This is a genomic window from Ruegeria sp. AJ12 (assembly GCF_056536245.1).
The window spans coordinates 202,854-219,041 of record NZ_JBQFJJ010000001.1; the positions used below are offsets into that span (position 1 = coordinate 202,854).

17 protein-coding genes, 1 tRNA gene and 1 pseudogene are annotated in these 16,188 nt (G+C 52.4%); 5 read left to right on the forward strand and 14 right to left on the reverse strand.

Translation table 11 applies throughout. The features are described from left to right. Positions 1-29: 29 nt before the first annotated feature. From ACR3E0_RS01050 to ACR3E0_RS01070, 5 genes are all read right to left on the reverse strand, one after another. Positions 30-1,094 carry a carbon-phosphorus lyase complex subunit PhnI gene (locus tag ACR3E0_RS01050; protein WP_480475329.1) on the reverse strand — a complete coding sequence of 355 codons (1,065 nt, stop codon included), beginning with the start codon at positions 1,092-1,094 and terminating at the stop codon, positions 30-32. Beyond that, positions 1,094-1,630, reverse strand: a complete 537-nt coding sequence (gene phnH / locus ACR3E0_RS01055) for a phosphonate C-P lyase system protein PhnH (protein WP_480475331.1) — start codon at positions 1,628-1,630, stop codon at positions 1,094-1,096. The genes ACR3E0_RS01050 and phnH overlap by 1 nt, the downstream gene beginning before the upstream one ends. Beyond that, positions 1,630-2,037 (reverse strand): phosphonate C-P lyase system protein PhnG, encoded by a 408-nt coding sequence (locus tag ACR3E0_RS01060; protein ID WP_480475333.1) that lies wholly within the window; start codon positions 2,035-2,037, stop codon positions 1,630-1,632. Before ACR3E0_RS01060 ends, phnH begins: the two co-directional genes overlap by 1 nt. Beyond that, a complete protein-coding gene (gene phnF / locus ACR3E0_RS01065; protein WP_480475335.1) occupies positions 2,030-2,746 on the reverse strand; it encodes a phosphonate metabolism transcriptional regulator PhnF in 717 nt (238 codons plus the stop codon). The genes ACR3E0_RS01060 and phnF overlap by 8 nt, the downstream gene beginning before the upstream one ends. Before the next feature lie 253 nt (positions 2,747-2,999). Then, positions 3,000-3,076 (reverse strand) — tRNA-Arg (locus ACR3E0_RS01070). Between the two features lie 722 nt (positions 3,077-3,798). On the opposite strand from ACR3E0_RS01070, the gene ACR3E0_RS01075 reads away from it, so the two are divergent. Both ACR3E0_RS01075 and ACR3E0_RS01080 read left to right on the forward strand, forming a co-directional pair. Then, complete coding sequence (locus ACR3E0_RS01075; RefSeq protein ID WP_480475337.1) at positions 3,799-4,779, forward strand: hypothetical protein; 981 nt, start codon at positions 3,799-3,801, stop codon at positions 4,777-4,779. Positions 4,780-5,800: 1,021 nt separating this feature from the next. Next, the gene (locus ACR3E0_RS01080) at positions 5,801-6,463 is read left to right on the forward strand and encodes an RHS repeat domain-containing protein (RefSeq protein ID WP_480475339.1); all 663 of its coding nucleotides are present in this window, start codon (positions 5,801-5,803) and stop codon (positions 6,461-6,463) included. Here ACR3E0_RS01080 and ACR3E0_RS01085 read toward each other — a convergent pair. After that, positions 6,373-6,591, reverse strand: a pseudogene (locus ACR3E0_RS01085) (transposase); the annotation flags it as partial. The gene ACR3E0_RS01080 and the pseudogene ACR3E0_RS01085 overlap by 91 nt on opposite strands. Positions 6,592-6,758: 167 nt before the next feature. Further along, positions 6,759-7,394 carry a hypothetical protein gene (locus ACR3E0_RS01090; protein WP_480475341.1) on the reverse strand — a complete coding sequence of 212 codons (636 nt, stop codon included), beginning with the start codon at positions 7,392-7,394 and terminating at the stop codon, positions 6,759-6,761. A gap of 28 nt (positions 7,395-7,422) precedes the next feature. Here ACR3E0_RS01090 and ACR3E0_RS01095 point away from each other — a divergent pair, with 28 nt between their 5' ends. Both ACR3E0_RS01095 and gspG read left to right on the forward strand, forming a co-directional pair. Next, positions 7,423-7,947: a prepilin peptidase gene (locus ACR3E0_RS01095; protein WP_480475343.1), complete on the forward strand. Its 525-nt coding sequence runs from the start codon at positions 7,423-7,425 to the stop codon at positions 7,945-7,947. After that, entirely contained in the window at positions 7,944-8,384 is a 441-nt protein-coding gene (gene gspG, locus ACR3E0_RS01100) for a type II secretion system major pseudopilin GspG (protein WP_480475345.1), read from the forward strand. Before ACR3E0_RS01095 ends, gspG begins: the two co-directional genes overlap by 4 nt. Here the strand turns inward: gspG and ACR3E0_RS01105 are convergent. The 7 genes from ACR3E0_RS01105 to ACR3E0_RS01135 form a co-directional block, all read right to left on the reverse strand. Then, the gene (locus ACR3E0_RS01105) at positions 8,342-8,980 is read right to left on the reverse strand and encodes a PulJ/GspJ family protein (RefSeq protein WP_480475347.1); all 639 of its coding nucleotides are present in this window, start codon (positions 8,978-8,980) and stop codon (positions 8,342-8,344) included. The two genes, gspG and ACR3E0_RS01105, sit on opposite strands and share 43 nt — an antisense overlap. Beyond that, positions 8,980-9,384, reverse strand: coding sequence for a type II secretion system protein (locus ACR3E0_RS01110; RefSeq protein ID WP_480475349.1), 405 nt, complete (start codon positions 9,382-9,384; stop codon positions 8,980-8,982). Before ACR3E0_RS01110 ends, ACR3E0_RS01105 begins: the two co-directional genes overlap by 1 nt. After that, the gene (locus ACR3E0_RS01115) at positions 9,368-10,600 is read right to left on the reverse strand and encodes a type II secretion system F family protein (protein ID WP_480475351.1); all 1,233 of its coding nucleotides are present in this window, start codon (positions 10,598-10,600) and stop codon (positions 9,368-9,370) included. The genes ACR3E0_RS01110 and ACR3E0_RS01115 overlap by 17 nt, the downstream gene beginning before the upstream one ends. A gap of 9 nt (positions 10,601-10,609) precedes the next feature. Further along, positions 10,610-12,544: a type II secretion system secretin GspD gene (gspD, locus tag ACR3E0_RS01120; RefSeq protein WP_480475353.1), complete on the reverse strand. Its 1,935-nt coding sequence runs from the start codon at positions 12,542-12,544 to the stop codon at positions 10,610-10,612. Positions 12,545-12,655: 111 nt separating this feature from the next. Continuing rightward, on the reverse strand, positions 12,656-13,204 hold the full coding sequence (locus ACR3E0_RS01125) for a hypothetical protein (protein ID WP_480475355.1): 549 nt from the start codon (positions 13,202-13,204) through the stop codon (positions 12,656-12,658). Continuing rightward, entirely contained in the window at positions 13,201-13,737 is a 537-nt protein-coding gene (locus ACR3E0_RS01130) for a GspMb/PilO family protein (protein WP_480475357.1), read from the reverse strand. Before ACR3E0_RS01130 ends, ACR3E0_RS01125 begins: the two co-directional genes overlap by 4 nt. Further along, on the reverse strand, positions 13,734-14,738 hold the full coding sequence (locus ACR3E0_RS01135) for a PilN domain-containing protein (protein ID WP_480475359.1): 1,005 nt from the start codon (positions 14,736-14,738) through the stop codon (positions 13,734-13,736). Before ACR3E0_RS01135 ends, ACR3E0_RS01130 begins: the two co-directional genes overlap by 4 nt. A 49-nt stretch (positions 14,739-14,787) precedes the next feature. On the opposite strand from ACR3E0_RS01135, the gene ACR3E0_RS01140 reads away from it, so the two are divergent. Further along, positions 14,788-16,179 carry a GspE/PulE family protein gene (locus ACR3E0_RS01140; RefSeq protein WP_480475361.1) on the forward strand — a complete coding sequence of 464 codons (1,392 nt, stop codon included), beginning with the start codon at positions 14,788-14,790 and terminating at the stop codon, positions 16,177-16,179. The last annotated feature ends 9 nt before the right edge of the window (positions 16,180-16,188 follow it).

A 16,188-nucleotide genomic window follows, 5' to 3' on the forward strand; every position in this document is an offset into this window, starting at 1 on the left:
TTCCCAGGGTCTGGTCAATGCAGCAAGGGTCATTCAGCTGGTTCGGCTTGAGGCTTGTTTGCCGCCTTCTTCGTTTTTGCATCGCGCATCGCATCGAGCGACGATTGAAAGGTCACGTAGTGTGGCAGCTTGAAGTGAATACAGAAGCCCGAGCTTTCGACGCCTTCTGTGTGGTAAAGAAAGAACTCCTCCTCTGTCGCAGAACCTTTCTCCGCACCCGGGCTATTCAGATCAAGCGTGGCGGCGGCGATACATTTGACCTCATTCCAGCCAAAGGTGGCGGCATAACCGATTCCGAGTTTTTTGCCTTTTTTGTCTACGACTTCGGCCTGGCTGACTTTGACTCGACCGGCAGAAAAGCGACGCCCGTCAGGGTGTTCGACCCCGATCTCAGCCTCGGCCAACCGCAATTCGTTCACAGTCGGATGTGCCTGTCCGTACCCACGCATGGCAGCATACCCCAAGGCCAGCACACCGCCGGTCTCGGCCCGCGCGAGACTTTGCAAAGTGTGCGCGCGCTTGCTTGGGAAGAGCAATGGCTCACGCGTTAAATCAGGGATATCTTGACCGGAAGTCGCATCCTGTTTCGGCAGATCGAGCAGATCGTTTTCCGCCTGCCAGGCACTTACTGTAGGCTGACAGGCCGACGACGGAGTGGAGGCAGGTTCAACCGCCTCGGGCGCATAGGTCTCCCCCTGCAAAACCCCGGTTGCAAGGATGCGACGCGCATAATCCAGTGTTGGTCCCAGAACCTGCCCTCCGGGAATATCTTTGAAGGCCGCAGAAATTCGACGGTGTGTGAAAAGCTCTTCCTGCTCGACGGCAACCGCGACGCAGAGACGCGGTTGCGTTGTCCGCCAAGCGCGCAACAGCAACACGGCCTCATAAAGTTCGCCGCCCGTCTGGGCCAGCGCCAGCGCAGCCAGGTCTTCATCATAAAGCGAGGCCTCGCCCATTACCCGATCAATCAGGTATGGAAGGCTTGTTTTGATCTCATCAACGCGTTCCCGGTCCAAGGACCCCAGCGCCTCTCGGAAAAACCGTTCCGATTGCTCAATGGCTTTCTCGCCACCACGCGTTGCGACATAAGCCATCAGGCTGCCTCAACTGTGGTTGAGCGCGGCACGCCGAGAACGCTCGTACCATCCACGAAGAGCAAATCGAAACCCATTGGGTACCGCATCCGCGACATGCGGGCAGACCAGAATCCGGTCGGCAGGCCATCCATGCGCACCACCATCTCCCCATCGACACCAGGTCCTGTGAGGTGAAATGCCGGTCCGGTGCCGATCTTTGCGCGGATCACGACGGTTGCGCCGCCGTCCGGGTAGAAATCACTGCCAATTGCGAGGTGATTGATCGCGGTGCAGGACGTCATCGCACCCAAGAACACATGGTCGGCCTGGCCAATTTCCGAAATCTCGGCCCCGCTGCGCATAATTGTCGGGACCAGCAGTGCATCCGCCGAGTAGGCGCGGCATTCACGATCAAGCAGCGCCGCGATGATCGGTCCCTCTCCTGCCTCGGGCAGCGTCCGGACCCTGCCAGGGCGGCTGAGCGCCCAAAGCAACGCGTCGAAAGCAGAGTTTTCGAGTGTTTCGGAAGCACTCGGAAGAGGCTCAGCCCGCATCAAAACGTCTCCAAATTCACGCGGGTCGCCTCGACACGCCGCAGCACGTCAACATCCCTCATTTCGAGCGCCTTTGCTTCACGATCACAGAAGGCGGCACAGTCTTCGGCCCGCACATCCCTCGACAGCGCCAAATCCACCAAGGCCATCGCCATAGAAGCCTCCAGATCATGCCCACGGCGCATCCCATAACCGTCTGTACCCTCTTTTCGGATGCGAGCTTCGCTCACCAGGACTTCGCCCAAATGAAACGCGACACCCTGAGCAGTGTCTCGGATCGGCAGCATCACCAAACCACTGCGCGATTGCAGAACCTCAATGTCGCCCAGATCAGCAATCAACGTTTCGGCGAAGGCTTTCAGCCGAGAGGCGTCTGCGCGGGCGAGCGTGCCAAGTGTTCTATCCATCAGAGTGCTCCATGGTGAATGTCACTCGTGCAGCGGACCAGACCACCCGACTGTACGATATCGGCGTTCCATCCGGCGTGACGTCCAGTGCAGTTACGACAAGCACTGGAACATCGGCGTGTTGTTTGAGCGTCTTGACCTCTTCCGACTTCGCAGAACGGGAATAGATCGAAGTCTGCTGACGCAGATAGTCGAGAATTCCATACGATCGGTAGGTTTCAGTTGTTGATCCCAGAAGGTCTCGTCGCTCGGCAAAATCCGGGAACCGTTCCGCGCAATGATAAGATGCGCCAAAAGCAACCGGCAAATCGTTTGCCATGGTGATCCGCTGGCTCTTGATAACCTGTGCACCCGAATTCAACAGCAGCGCTTGCGCGACTTGGTCGGGCGCTCGAACCCGAGCGGCAGAAATCAGCTGGCTTGAAACATTTACGCCTTGCGGGATCAAATTGCGGCGAAGCCGTGTACGCTTGCCGATCTGATATGTCAGTTTTGGAGTGTCCGCGACAAAGGTGCCGCGTCCTTGTTCAATACTGATCTTACCTTCTCGCGCCAAGGCGTCGAGCGCACGACGCACAGAATGGCGCCCGATCTCAAAGCGATCCACGAGTTGAGTTTCCGTGGGCAACTGATCTCGAGCAGACAGTCGTCCAGTGCGAATGTCCTTAACAATCTCGTCCCGTACGGTGGCCCAGGTTTTGCGTTTCATATGCCGATTCATCCGAATGAATTTCGTTTATCCGTCACGTGTGACATCAACGTGACAGGTTCAGGAAAAACCTAACGCGGGAAAAGGAAACCCGGCCGAGATTAGGACCGGTTGGACGTCGAGGAACTTAAATTCCGACGAATGGTCAAAATTGCTGGTAGGGGCCGTCTAAAGCGGGGCACGCTTGCTCAGAAACGGGATACACCCATGTAAATTACTGTAAAATATGAGAAAAGCTTTGAAATTAACTATTTGGCGACCCCGGCAGGATTCGAACCTGCAACCTGCCCCTTAGGAGGGGGCTGCTCTATCCAGTTGAGCCACGGGGCCATCTATTTGATTTACATGGGTAAATCTGATTTCATGGGTTGAGCATACTTGCTCGGGGTAGCGCATGGGGTAGCAAGAATTGCAATCCATACGCATTGGAGGTTGTGCCTTTTGCGCCACGGTTGGTCAACTGGTCAATACCCTGATCCAAGCCATAAACTGTTACTCCAAAAAAATGGGTGACCCGCAGGCCACCCAGTCAGGTTTCATACATGTCCCGCTGCTAAACCGCTATCGCTTGGCGTGGCAGCGCCCAATCAGCAGTACGATCTACGTCGGAAGGCTGCGCCAGTGGGCGCAGACATGCTCGACACGACCGAAACGAACACGCTCGTAAGCGTTCACGAATACATCGCCCTTCATGCCCTAGTCTCCTGTAAGAGTGGGTTTCCCTTGAAAAAGGGCGCGGCGCATGTCAGATATGAACTTGCAACAGTTGGGTTCTGACAGGGCCACGCCCCGATGAATACCACCACGAAAGTCGATCCGCTTGGGTCGGCTTTCTTGTTTCCCCTTACGGTCAGACCGAAGCCCGGGTGGTGCCCCGCCGGGGAAAGCCTCTTCTTGCCATGCTCGATTCCTTATCATGTTTCCATCCAATTTAGGTCGCGACCGGCCCATCGTCAACAGTGAAATCGATACAGCCGTAAAATTTTATTGATGTATCACTTGACGTATTGATCTGCCGTCGCCATTATGATGGCAAGCCAAGGAGGCACCTGATGACAGAGAAACCAAAGAAAGAACGGAGCCCGTCCTTCCCGTTCATCGCATTGTCTGAAGCGGTCAAGCGTCTCGAAGCCTTCGAGCAAACATTCGGACGACACCCTGCACCAGCCGCAAAGTCTGGATTGGCGTGGGGACTAAAAGACGGAAGCAGTCAAGCCGCCCAGTTACTTGCTGCCCTTAAGGCATTTGGCTTTATAGAGTATAGTGGGACCGCAAAAGATCGGACCGCGTCTTTGACAGAACGTGCGCGAACTTACCTGCGCGCGCAACAACAGCAAATCAAGGATGGAGTTCTGCGGGAGGCAGCTCTAGAGCCAAAGCAGTTTCAGAAATTTTGGACAATTTGGGGCGCAGACCGACCGCCCGACCCCGTTTGCCTTGATGAGCTTGTGTTGAATCACGCGTTCACTGACAGCGCAGCCAACACCTTCCTGAAGGTTTACGACAATACTATTGAGTATGCGGGGCTGTCCAACGCCGATGCAGAACCTAGCGATCAACAGTATGATGATGGTCGCGAAGATGACATCAGTGGCGAGGGAGACACTTCAGCAACCCCAAAATTCTCTGAAGGTGCCCTGATCAATTGGGAAAGCGGTGGTCAGCTTCAATGGACAGCACCACGCAAGGTAACATCTATCGACCAGCACGAGGATGGTTCCTACTACTACAAAGTTCAGGGGCCACCGGAAGACATCCAAGCGGTGGGCTGGGTGCCCGAGTCAGAAGTGATCGCTAGTGATGTGTTGCCAGCGACGCGCAGTGGATTTGCTCCACCGCCGCCAGTTGCGCCAACTGGACCTGCAGCCGACGTTGAACCCCAAACGGGTCAAAGGAAGGCTGTGTTTCCCGTTTCAGAAGGTGACGTTGTCTTTCTATTTCCAGAAAGCATATCGCTGGACGGACTTGAGGAACTTGAGGACTACCTTGCCGTATTTCTCAAGAAAGAGAAGCGGTTGGCTTCTGAGCGCTGAGTAACCTAACGCTAATACGATTTGTTGAGGCCGACAAAACCGGGAAGCCGTTACCGAACGCTTCGTCGGCCCCTCCACAGGGCATTGGCTCCTGCAGATCAACCGCGCAAGGCGCAAGGAGCCCCGCGCGGCGATGCTGTTAGGCACGGGCAAGGCCGTGCAGCTTGCTTAGGGCGTCGTTAGCGGCTTGCTGATCGGCCAGCTTATAACTGTTGATGCTGTCGCGCTTCTTACCCAGAGTGCGCGAAGCGAGGGTCATCCGGTCCAACACGTAATTGGTCTTGGCGTGCGCCTTGTAGAGGGCGGGACACAGCTTCTTGCGAGCTTCAGGGCAGGGAATGGTTTGCCCCGGTTGAGTATGTTGGGAGTCACACCAGCGTCGGGATTCAAACCGGCGATATGAATGGGGACGGTTTGTCTGATGTCGTGTTGTCGGATAGGTGCGATACCGACAGCGCCACATGTGTCAGAACCCGGTTCAGGTCCACTGTTTACCTGTCTGCTGGAGCCAAGTTTGTCGCAGTCTCGCCGGGCGAGGTTGCCTCCTCCGGTAATCCTGTTGGAACGAAGCGTGGCGTTGTTGTTGATGTTGACGGGGACGGGATTGGGGACATTGTGGGCAAGGAGGGGAATTCGCACCTGTTTGGGGTGTCGGGGTTCAAGAACCTTCTGTCGTCCGTGTCCGAGCCGTTGGGTGGTGAACTGTCGGTGGAATATCTGCCGTCTGGGCATTTCAACGACAACCGGGTGCCGCGGTCTTATCCGGTTGTCAGCCGGCTGACGCGCTCTGACGGGGCAGGGGTGCGGAGCGTGTTACGGATTATTCCTATGTCAGCAATCGCTTTGACTATGAGCGGCGCCAGACGCTGGGCTTCCGGACGATCACGGCAACCCTGCCTGCGATCGAGGGGGAGGCAGTCAGGCCGCAGCTGATAACCACCTACATGCAGAACTATGCCAACGGGCGATCGAGCTCGGGTTATAAAGGCAGGTCAAGTCCCGCACACTGGTGCGGGATGGTGTGACCTGGCGGCAGGAGATCAATGACTGGACGGAGCTGGATCTGGACCGCAAGCCGCAGCGCGCCTGGAAGACGCGCGCGACCGAGAAGGTTCTTGATGGAGGCACCCTGACCGAACGGACCATGGAATATACCATGAACCTGTATGGCGCGCCGATGGCCATTGCGGATCTGGGCTACGCGGGAACCGAAGATGATCGTACGACGTGGTTTTCCTATACGCCGAACCCGGACAGCTATGTCGTCAACAGGGCGTCACAAAAAGCGGTCAATGCGGGCTCCGCGCCATCAACCGATCCGTCAAACTGGCTGTCTGCGGAATTCTACCTCTATGATGGGGAGGCAGCGCCTGGCCTGACGGCTCCGGTCAAAGGCCAACTGACAGAGTTGCGCCGGATGCGCAGAGACGCCCAGAGCACGGTTTATCACCAGACTGTCGGGGCGTTCACCTATGATGGTTTTGGCAACGTTTTGTCCGAGACCGATGCGAAGGGCCGGACGGCAACATTCACCTATGATGCCCAGAAACATCTGCTTCTGACCAGTGCAACAAATGCGGCGGGTCATACGGCACCCTCGGCCTTGATGCCTTTACTGTCGACGAGAAGGTTCAGCGAGCCGGTTCCACCGCGATACGGCAGGCTCACGTTCAGTGTCTTTTGACGGCGGCAAAAGGTGCTGAAATCGGGCACTGCCCAGTCCAAACCAACCAGCCGCAACAGGCTCCCGACGAAACCTGTAGTTTGCCGCAGCGGCAAGCCAAACACCACTTTCAACGTCAGACAGGTCTGGGTCTTGTACTTCGTTTGGGCCCAACTGCTCATGATTCCCGGCTATCACGCTGGATTCATGGAGTGAATCCTCAAACCGATTTGTGCAACAAAACCCATCGTAACCACCAACAAACATATCCTTGAACTAACACTTAATTGAGTTCTGAAACGCGCCGGCCAGAACGCTACTCAAAAGGAACACGTACCGAAAACACAATTGTATCTGTCTGGTAAATCAAACTGTTGTCCTTTGAGTCTCCGGAAACGTCGACGTAGTGAACTGGCAAATTGCCAGTGTTCATCTGAGTGCTAGTTGACCGATTGGTGATCCAATGCTCAAGGTCAGGGTAACCCTGGAGACTTCCACCTGCGATCGCAAATCTTTGACGCAATGGCTTATCCACCAGTCCATCTTCTTGTATTTGAACTGCGACCCTACTCAAATCGGGAGGAAGGTACCGGATAAACTGGCTTTCGGTAGATCTAGAAACATCCAAAACACCATTTACATCTTGCACAACTACTTCAACAGCTTGTCCGTCAAGTTCCACTGAGTGAACCAAACTATCGAGCGTCAAGCCACTTGTTTTGTTCACGCTCAACATTGCGTCTGCAATAATCGGTCTGGCCAGCTCTCTCACCGCATCCTCCATCAGGTCTTGACGCTCAGCTTCGCTAAGGCGGCTTAACACCTTTAGGTTGCTCACCGCCAAAGTTTGAAGTAGTGCCGTGACACTCACAACCAGCATTAGCGAGATCAGGGTCGCCAGGAAGACTATGCCGCCCTTTTTATTTCGCCGTTTTGGCTTCAATCCAATCACGAGAACGCTTTCCGATTTGAGTATTACGATGAAGTTATTCGCAAGTTTTTCACTAATTTATAGTGCGACATTTTGGTTTCTTTGGATACCGGGAGATTGGTTCGTTTTTGCGCTAAGTGCTGCACTGGGACCGCTTCTGATTTGGATATCTGTCAATGACCTTTTGACTTACGAGATCCCAGATTCAGCAACTCTATTTGTAAGTCTAGTTAGCACCACCTTTGTTTGGCTTCTAGAGCCACAAAACCTATTTCTCCATGTTGTAACAGGTGTAGCCGTTGCCGCTATTTTTTGGCTTGCCGGTTCAGTGTACTTTCGTCGGTTTCATAGTGAGGGGCTTGGAATTGGAGACGCAAAGCTGTTTGGAGCCGGAACGATTTTACTTGGTCCGGCGCAATTGGCTGACTTCGTTCTACTTTCAAGTCTGGGTGGCATGTTGAGCATTGCGGTGTCGAGAATTCGTAACCCGAAGGCACGACAAGGCATTCCATTTGGCCCGTTTATCGCCTATGCAGTTTTTGTCCTTAGCTTTTTGGATCCTGTTTTCTTATGAAATCTCAACACACTGACCCACAACTCATACGTAAGAACACCCGAGGCATCTCAATTCTGGAGGTTATGGTCGTACTAGCGATAATTGCGCTGGTTGTCGGGCTCGCCGCGCCTCGACTCATGGACAATTTCGGGCGGGCAAAATCGAAAGCTGCAGAGATCCAAATGAACAGTGTCCAAGGAGCACTGCAACTCTTCTACATTGACGTAGGCAGATATCCTTCGGAAGCGGAGGGGCTACAAGCACTCTTGGTTCAACCTTCGGAGACTCCGAATTGGAGAGGTCCTTACGTCGACAACCGGGAAGATATCCAAGACCCATGGGGGCGGATTTACTACTACCGTAGTCCCGGGAAAGAAGGTGCATTTGACCTGTATACGCTTGGCCGCGATGGTCATTCTGGCGGCACGAGCGAAGACAGTGACATATATCTGTGACGGTCTGACTTTCCTGGATGAAGAGTAAGTGGGGGGGATGAAATTCCATCCTCATTTAACCACTCGACTTTTACAAGGTCGGGAAGAACTGTTTTGTCTGGCCAAGTGTTTGACCAACGTCCGCCATATCCATTGGATTTGCGCCGAAAATAGCTGATTTCTAACGCACCAATTGATCGAGCAAGTTCCCAAGACGTTTCAACTTGTCTCTGATCACTGGGGAGCTGACCACTAAGTTGCACCGATAGAGAGTTGGTACCTGCGACGGGTTTCAACTCTACTAGGACGTGCGTCGGAGCCCCGTCCCAAAACCCTGCTGCGGACGTTAAGGTTCCAAATTTAAACCTTGTGTTGTCGCCTTCGAAGAAAAACACCGATTGGTTGCCGCCGGGTTCGAATGGAATCTCTTCCGCCCAATTCTTCAGCATTCGCCGTGCCGTCAATTCACCGGTCTTTCCGAATAGCCACTGAAACTGATGAACGGCTCTTCCACTGAAACTCAACGTATTTGCCGCCAGCACTGCGATTATTCCCATTACTGCAACGGCAAGCAACACTTCCAGCTGCGTTACACCGGCGGTGGGACTACGATCCATCAGTTGCCCCTGCGCCGTGCGACAACAGTGAATTCTTCTAGTTCCCATTCTTCCAAGCCTATTTGTCTTACTTCAGCAGTAATTCGAACAAATTCAAAATGATCGTTGTGCCGCGTTGACTCCACGGTGGACTGAACTGACTCTGAAACGCGCCATTCCCAGTGGTTCTTGTAGGTTCCGGACATTTGCATCAGAGGGTAAGTTGCTGTGTACTCATCGAGTACGGCCCGGGCCATGGCCAACAACTCATACTCGGCTCTTGCTTCGGCTTGTTTTCGAGAAAGCTGGAAAGATACAGTGTAAGTCGTCGCCAAAATCAACCCCAGTAGCGCGACTGAAACGATGCTTTCAAGTAACGTAAAGCCCCTTGTAGCGACCCTAGCTGACCTAGAAGGCAATCTCATTAACCTCCAGAACTGCACCCATTAACGTATAAACCAAAAACCCAATTCCAAGCCCGAGAACGAGCGTAAGAAGTGGAGTCAGCAGGCTAAGAAAACGTTGAGTCTTTCTATCCAATTGGGAAGACAGAAAATCGGACAGGGCGGCGAGTGTCGAAGGCAAATTGTTTGTGCGCTCTCCTATGCGAAACAATTCTTTGAAGGATGGCGGCATCTTCGTGTCTTCATCAAAGACGTCCGCCGCAACCAAGCCGGACTCCACGGCTTCAGCGGCGTCCTCAAAAAGCGAACTCAAGCTGCCAGATAGTCTCATTGTGCGCTCAGCAACTCTAAGGGCGTCTGGAAGCGTTCGACCTGATGATAAAAGAAGGCCAGTTGCCCGCGAAAGTCTTGATAGGTCCGAAAGGTAGAAGACTGGTCCAAGGAAAGGGAATTGGTAGCGAAGCCCAACTATCCTCGACTTCAACGTAGGTACATGCAAACACACCAAGACAACCGCAGCAAATAAGGCTATGGAGGAAAGGATTAGAACCCATTGCCCCTTCAAGAAAAAGTTTGCTGCAAGAAGCATTCCTAAAATGTCTGGCACGTCTTTCCCAACTGAAGAAAAGATAGGCTCAATACTTGGTGCCAAGTATAGAACGACCATTAAGACGAGTGCACAGGCCATCAACACCAGTATTGCGGGGTAGATCAAGGCAGAGATTACTCGTTGTCTTACCGCATTCTGGTTCTTGAAAAACTTCGAAAGTTCACTCAACAAATAAGGCAGGGAATTCGCTGTGTCACCGACACGCAAAAATGAGACAAAAATGGGTGAAAAGTCCTTGTTTGCCGAACTAAATGCTTCCGAAAAGCTAACCCCCTCTGATACCTGCTGTTCAACTCGCTCGAAGTGACTTTTGATCTTGGGTTTCTCCGCGGACAAAATCATGATTTGAAGAATTTCGGAAATCGTAATCCTGGCGCCAAATAGTGCCGCTAGCAAATCAGCGACTACCGCTTGATCTTCATACGATAATTCACTTCCGGTTAACGAAATGTCCCGGCTGTACCACGGCTCCACGGGTAGATCGGTCGAATTTTTCTGGGAAAGGTCAAATACAGTTATTCCGCGAGACTGGAGTGTCTCAAATGCAAGTTTTTCACTACTTGCGTTGATCGTTCCGCTTTCGCTATCTCCGGAACGGTCAACTCCTGTGAACGAAAACAGTGGCATATCAGAGCGCTAATCCAAAACGTCACTTACAGTGTGCTTTGGAGATCCGAGGCCAGATTTCAGGATTGAATTCGCTCCAGACAACTTTGATCGCCAATACTCGGTTGCGGTTCGGGCGTCGGTTGCAGTGTGGACGACACGGGGACGAATGAGTACCAAAAGTTCCGAACGCTGTTTGTTGCTTTCTGTCCTTCGAAACAGTGCGCCTACAACAGGGGCATCACCCAAGCCCGGTACTTTGGTGACAGTTTTTGTATCTGAAGATTGAACCAAACCTCCCAGGGCAAGTGTAGCACCATCGCTTAGCATAACATTTGTTGCCACTTTCCTTTGGCGAATTGTCGGCGAGTCTATTCCGGAGGTCTGCTCCTCGGCGACGCTACTGATTTCTTGAACAACATCCAGTACAACCCTTCCGTTGCGGCTGATGTTTGGAGTGACCGTCAAGATTACACCCGTATCGCGATACTCGATGTTTGTTATGGTTGGAGCGTCGTTTGTAGAATTGTCGGTTGATGTTTGTGTTGCGATGGGAACCTGATCCCCAATCTGCAAAACGGCTTCTTCGTTGTCGAGTACCATCAGTGTTGGGGATGAGATCACTTTGACATCAGTCACTCCCGAGAGTGCACTAAGCGCCGCGCTCGCACCTCCCGTACCAAACACCGCCGAAAAACCTGGAAACGTTGGCCCTGTGCCACCGTTTTGGGCATCTGAAAAAGTATAATTGAAGTTTCCACTTTCAAAGAACCAACGAACACCCAAATCTAATTCATCGTTCAACCTCACTTCAGCGATGGTGGCTTCCAGCATGACTTGCTGGGGACTGCTATCGATTTCGCCAATTAGATTTCGGATTTCACGATGCTCTCGCCGATTTGCGCGGACGAGAAGAGCATTTCGTGCTTTGTCTGCCGCAACCCGGGAACCCACCGAACCGACCTCTGTACCTTGCCCCCCCTCGCTCGTCGAAACACCGTCGATGAGCAGGTCGTTCAAGATCGGTGCAACATCAACTGCACTTCTGTTTTGTAGTTCATATATCTGGATAAATTTGTTGGACCCACTCGCAGTTCGATCAAGCTCGGCGATCCATCTTTTTGCGGCGGGTATGTATCTGGATCGATTTGAAATTATCAATAAAGATCCCAACCGGTTGTTTGGTATGAACTCTACTACGCCCTCCAAGTTTCCCCCTTCTTCTGTTTCAAAGATCAGCTTCAACTCCTGAGCAATCGCATCCGGGTCGGCAGAATTCAACTCAACCAACGCGACTGACTTTCCGGCCAGAACGTCCACATCAAAGAGATTTAGGGCGTCCAACCCCGCCTCCAGCTGCGAGGGAGATCCGGACAGTAGTATTAAGTTTCGGCGCTTATCGGCAACTGCTGTTAACCCTTCGGTGATTAGCGGTTCCAGAAGGTTAACCATCTGACTCGAAGAGATATACTCAAGGCGTGCAACAATGATGTTTGATCCACTCAAATCACCTTCAGTGGCTAACTTAAATGCCTTGTTGCCAGATGTGCCTTTAACAACCTTTACAACGTCACCCTGCCTTTCCAAGCGAGCGCCGTTAGCGGACAACGCAGCTTCAAAAAGCTCTAGTAGTGCGTCTTTGGGTATTGGCCCTGTTGATTGCAGCGTAATCGTTCCACCAACTTCTTCACTTACAACGAAGTTTTGGTTGAGAGCGTCTCCCAAAACTGCCTCGGCAGCCGCATTTACGTCGGCGTTGACAAGTGAGATCTCGACCATTTCTCCACCACGCGGTACCACAATTGCCTTGGAAGATCGCGAATTCGCAGCGCGGCGTGGGTTAACAAACTGATCATTTCCTCGCGCCATGGCACCTGATTGCGCTCGTGACGTGGATTCACTGCTGGTGCCACCAAACCGGTTTACGAAGGAGTTTCTTTCAACTGTGACATCCTCACCAAACACGCCTGAACTAATTGTGGTTGTCTCGGTGCACGCGCTGAGAACAACCACGACAAATGAAAGTAGGAGTAGACTGCCTCGCATTGGAACCTCAGTTTTCCCGTTTTGATAGAGTCAGCGGTCTCTTTGCACAACAATTTCGTGCGTTTCGCGCTCCAATCGAACCGCGGTTTTTGACACAAATACAACATCCCAATCGAGAATTCGATCCCCAACGGCAACCCACATCTCCTCCATAGTTTGTTCAACGAATAACAACACACTAGTTTGATATCCTGTTGACAAATAACCACGAAATTCCAAATCAGGTGCATCAGGCATCAATCCCGCCTCAGCAGCCTCGACAACAGCCTCCCTGACGACCGCCTCTTCCACTTCATGTACATGTGATGGAGTTTCATCTTCTACTTTAGGAAGACTCCGTTCTTCCGAGAATAGTGGCTTGCGGCGGGCTTCCTCAATACCATCGGCATAGTTCGTCGGCTCTGGAAAGAAGAAGGCATACTCGCGCTCATTCAGGGTGTCCGAGCGGTTGTAACCTCGATCAGGCTCTTGCTTGACTCGATCCGCCACACTGATCGGCTCTCGAATAGCAAGCAACAATAACAATACAGCCATCAACCAAACTGAAAGCGGCGGCAGCAAAAGCCTTGCCTTTCTCATGCACTGTCGCTCCAGTAGGACCAAATGCTGACTTGCATGAAAACCATTGTACCAACGTCAGTTGCCGAAAGGCGTTGGCTTGGTTTGATTCTAAGCGTTGAAATGGCAACTCTGGGATCGACACTCTCCAATTCAGCCAGAAAAGAAAGTGCGTTTGCTAGGAGCCCTTCTACTTCAATTGTAAGCGAAACTGACTGAAATTCAGTCTCACTTAAAGTTGGAGATCTGGCCAAGTTAACCACCTTCAGCCCTGATTGTACTGCGGCGCTGACGGTCGTCTCCTGCAACTGGAATTCTGCCGCGCTTTTCGAAGCCTCTCTCCAGACCAACTGATTTGGGAATGTGACGTTTCGAGCGTTGTTCGAAAACTGTTCTACCCGAGTCTCTAATCCGTGGATGTCGTCGCGGAGTTTTGATATTCCCTGCAGCAATTCGACTTTCTCGGATCTGAACGCCAGTTGGCTCTGGATCAAAATACCTGTCAACAAACCTATGACCAAGAAACGTGCAAGGATGGGCTGAAGGTTTTTCAATTCAGTTGCTCCCCAAACGGAACCAGAGAGATTGCAATGTCAAACCTGTTTCGTCGGGAAAAGGAGTCAAAGACCACGGGACCATCAAGCTCGACACGATCCACCCATGAAACCTCCCGCAGTACTTCAATAACGTCTGTTACTTCGTCGTTTGTGAAGCCCGAAAGAACTAGTTTTTGATGGCTGAAAACAAGCTCTGATATCCACGTTCTTTCGTCGAGATGTTCACTCAGTTCAAGGATGATGGGGAGCCGTTGGTACTCAGAAAGAAACAAATCCACATCATCAGAGATTGTGGACAATCGCGACTCCTCTGTATCGAGTTGGGCTCTTAACGCGGTGGCTTTTTCGTTGAGTTCGGCTTTTCTGAGAGTAAGCGCCGATGTCTGTTGTCTCAACTCATCCCTGTCGTTGTATCCTTGCAATAAGGAAATGAAGACAACAACCAACACGAGCAAAAAGAAAACAGAATCCCAAAGGCGTCTCGCCCTATCAACGGCGATCCTGCGATCAACAAAGAAGCCAGCATTTGGCGAGCCTGCCAGGCCGATGGTTCTAACGGTTGCATTCTGTAGAGCGACTGAACGTTCGATTGCTACGAGTGTCTCTTTTTTTGCGAGATACACTCCCACTTGCATTTCAGATTTGTCTCTTCCTTCCTCTCTGAAAACCCAGACCAAGTCCCTCCCGCCATCGGGGAGCACCTGGCGCATTCTTAGGTTCACAACCTTATTCAAGTCTGAACGCACCGTCTTTGGTACGCTAAGCTGTTTACGGAGCAATAAACTCTGATCCAGTTCAATGTCCATCAACTCGCCCGGACGAATCTCGCTTTCAAATCCATAAAGGGATGTTACGTTGAGCTTACTTGACCAAGTTCTAGTAAATCCCGGCAATGTCAGCCAACCTGGTAGACTTCGATAAGCCTGCCCGACCATCCATTGAATCTGATGGAACTTCCCTGCCTGCATGGGGTTGTTTGCTTTCAATTTATACGCCAAGACTTTAACCCACACTCAACCTATAGCGCAACAACCATCGAGGCCTGATATGCCTTTGGCGACCCAGAAACAGTTATCGTCGCAGTCATTGATTGAGACTCTGCTCGCCGAGCACTTCCTAAACCAAAATGGCGCTATTCGGGCTGAGGCTATCTCAAAAAGCGAAGGGATTCCGATTGATCGTGCAGTTCTGAAGTTGGGATTGGTCGATGAAGAAACTGTCCTAAAAGTCGTTGCCCGGGTTCTGCAAATTCAGTTTCTGAGCGACCCTTCAGAGCACAGTTTGCACGAAGCCGCCGTTGACACGCTCACCCTACAGTATTGCCAGTCCAATCTCGTGGCACCTTTGTTGGACAGCCAAGGAAAGCAGCAAGTACTAACTTGCGATCCATCCAATGACGCGTTGCGAACCGAAGTATCGTTCTTTCTCAACAGTCCGCAGCAGTTCGTCGTGGCGTCGACCCGCACAATCAGAGACTTACTCTCGAGGCTTGAGGGCACGCATGAATCTCCTGTGATATCGGAAGAACGTCTGCAAGCGGACCAAGAGCAGCTGAGGCGCGGTGAGGCCGATGGGCCCGTTATTCGCTTTGTGGGGGAAGTGTTCAACGAGGCAGTGGCCGTGGGTGCGTCGGACATGCACTTCGAGGCTCAGGAAGAAGGTATCCGAGTTCGGCTGCGGGTGAACGGGATTCTTCGCAATCACACGGTGGACAGATCACTCAGCGTTGCTTCCATTCTTGCACGACTAAAAGTGATTTCCGGCATGAATGTGTCAGAGCGCAGACTTCCGCAGGATGGTCGTATCACATCGACAATTGCAGGCCGCAAAGTGGATTTTCGAGTTTCATCTGTTCCGACCAGCTTTGGTGAAAGCATCGTGTGCCGTGTACTTGACCCGAACGCTTTGCGTCTGGGTTGGGATAAACTGGGGTTTGATGCTGAAACGACGCGGCTGGTCATTCAGATCATTGAGCAGCCAAACGGGTTGTTTTTGGTTACGGGTCCCACCGGGTCCGGCAAAACGACAACGCTGTACACCGCGCTGGCGCATTTGAATGAAGAAGGGCGCAAGATCCTGACCGTGGAGGATCCGATTGAGTACAACCTGCCTGGCGTCGAGCAGGTTCAGGTTCATGAGGAGATTGGTTTGACATTTGCACGTACGTTGCGGGCTTTTTTGCGTCAGGATCCGAATGTGCTGATGGTGGGGGAGATCCGGGATCAAGAGACAGCCGAGATTGCCTGTCGGGCGGCGCTGGTGGGGCGGATGGTGTTGTCGACGCTGCATACGAATACGCCCGAGGGGGCGGTGACGCGGCTGACGGATTTGGGGGTGCCGAAATATGTGGTGCAGGATGTGTTACGTGGGGTGTTGGGGCAGCGGTTGGAGATCACGGATGGGGGTGTGCGGCAGTTGCGAGCGAAGCTCTCAGTGTAATTCGGGATT

Coding starts and splice junctions, on each gene's coding strand:
- gspG (WP_480475345.1), top strand. CDS start 7,944: ATGAAATCTCAACACACTGACCCACAACTCATACGTAAGAACACCCGA.
- ACR3E0_RS01060 (WP_480475333.1), bottom strand. CDS start 2,037: ATGGATAGAACACTTGGCACGCTCGCCCGCGCAGACGCCTCTCGGCTG.
- ACR3E0_RS01125 (WP_480475355.1), bottom strand. CDS start 13,204: ATGAGAAAGGCAAGGCTTTTGCTGCCGCCGCTTTCAGTTTGGTTGATG.
- ACR3E0_RS01140 (WP_480475361.1), top strand. CDS start 14,788: ATGCCTTTGGCGACCCAGAAACAGTTATCGTCGCAGTCATTGATTGAG.
- phnH (WP_480475331.1), bottom strand. CDS start 1,630: ATGCGGGCTGAGCCTCTTCCGAGTGCTTCCGAAACACTCGAAAACTCT.
- ACR3E0_RS01095 (WP_480475343.1), top strand. CDS start 7,423: ATGAAGTTATTCGCAAGTTTTTCACTAATTTATAGTGCGACATTTTGG.
- ACR3E0_RS01110 (WP_480475349.1), bottom strand. CDS start 9,384: ATGAGATTGCCTTCTAGGTCAGCTAGGGTCGCTACAAGGGGCTTTACG.
- phnF (WP_480475335.1), bottom strand. CDS start 2,746: ATGAAACGCAAAACCTGGGCCACCGTACGGGACGAGATTGTTAAGGAC.
- ACR3E0_RS01115 (WP_480475351.1), bottom strand. CDS start 10,600: ATGCCACTGTTTTCGTTCACAGGAGTTGACCGTTCCGGAGATAGCGAA.
- ACR3E0_RS01050 (WP_480475329.1), bottom strand. CDS start 1,094: ATGGCTTATGTCGCAACGCGTGGTGGCGAGAAAGCCATTGAGCAATCG.
- ACR3E0_RS01075 (WP_480475337.1), top strand. CDS start 3,799: ATGACAGAGAAACCAAAGAAAGAACGGAGCCCGTCCTTCCCGTTCATC.
- ACR3E0_RS01105 (WP_480475347.1), bottom strand. CDS start 8,980: ATGGATCGTAGTCCCACCGCCGGTGTAACGCAGCTGGAAGTGTTGCTT.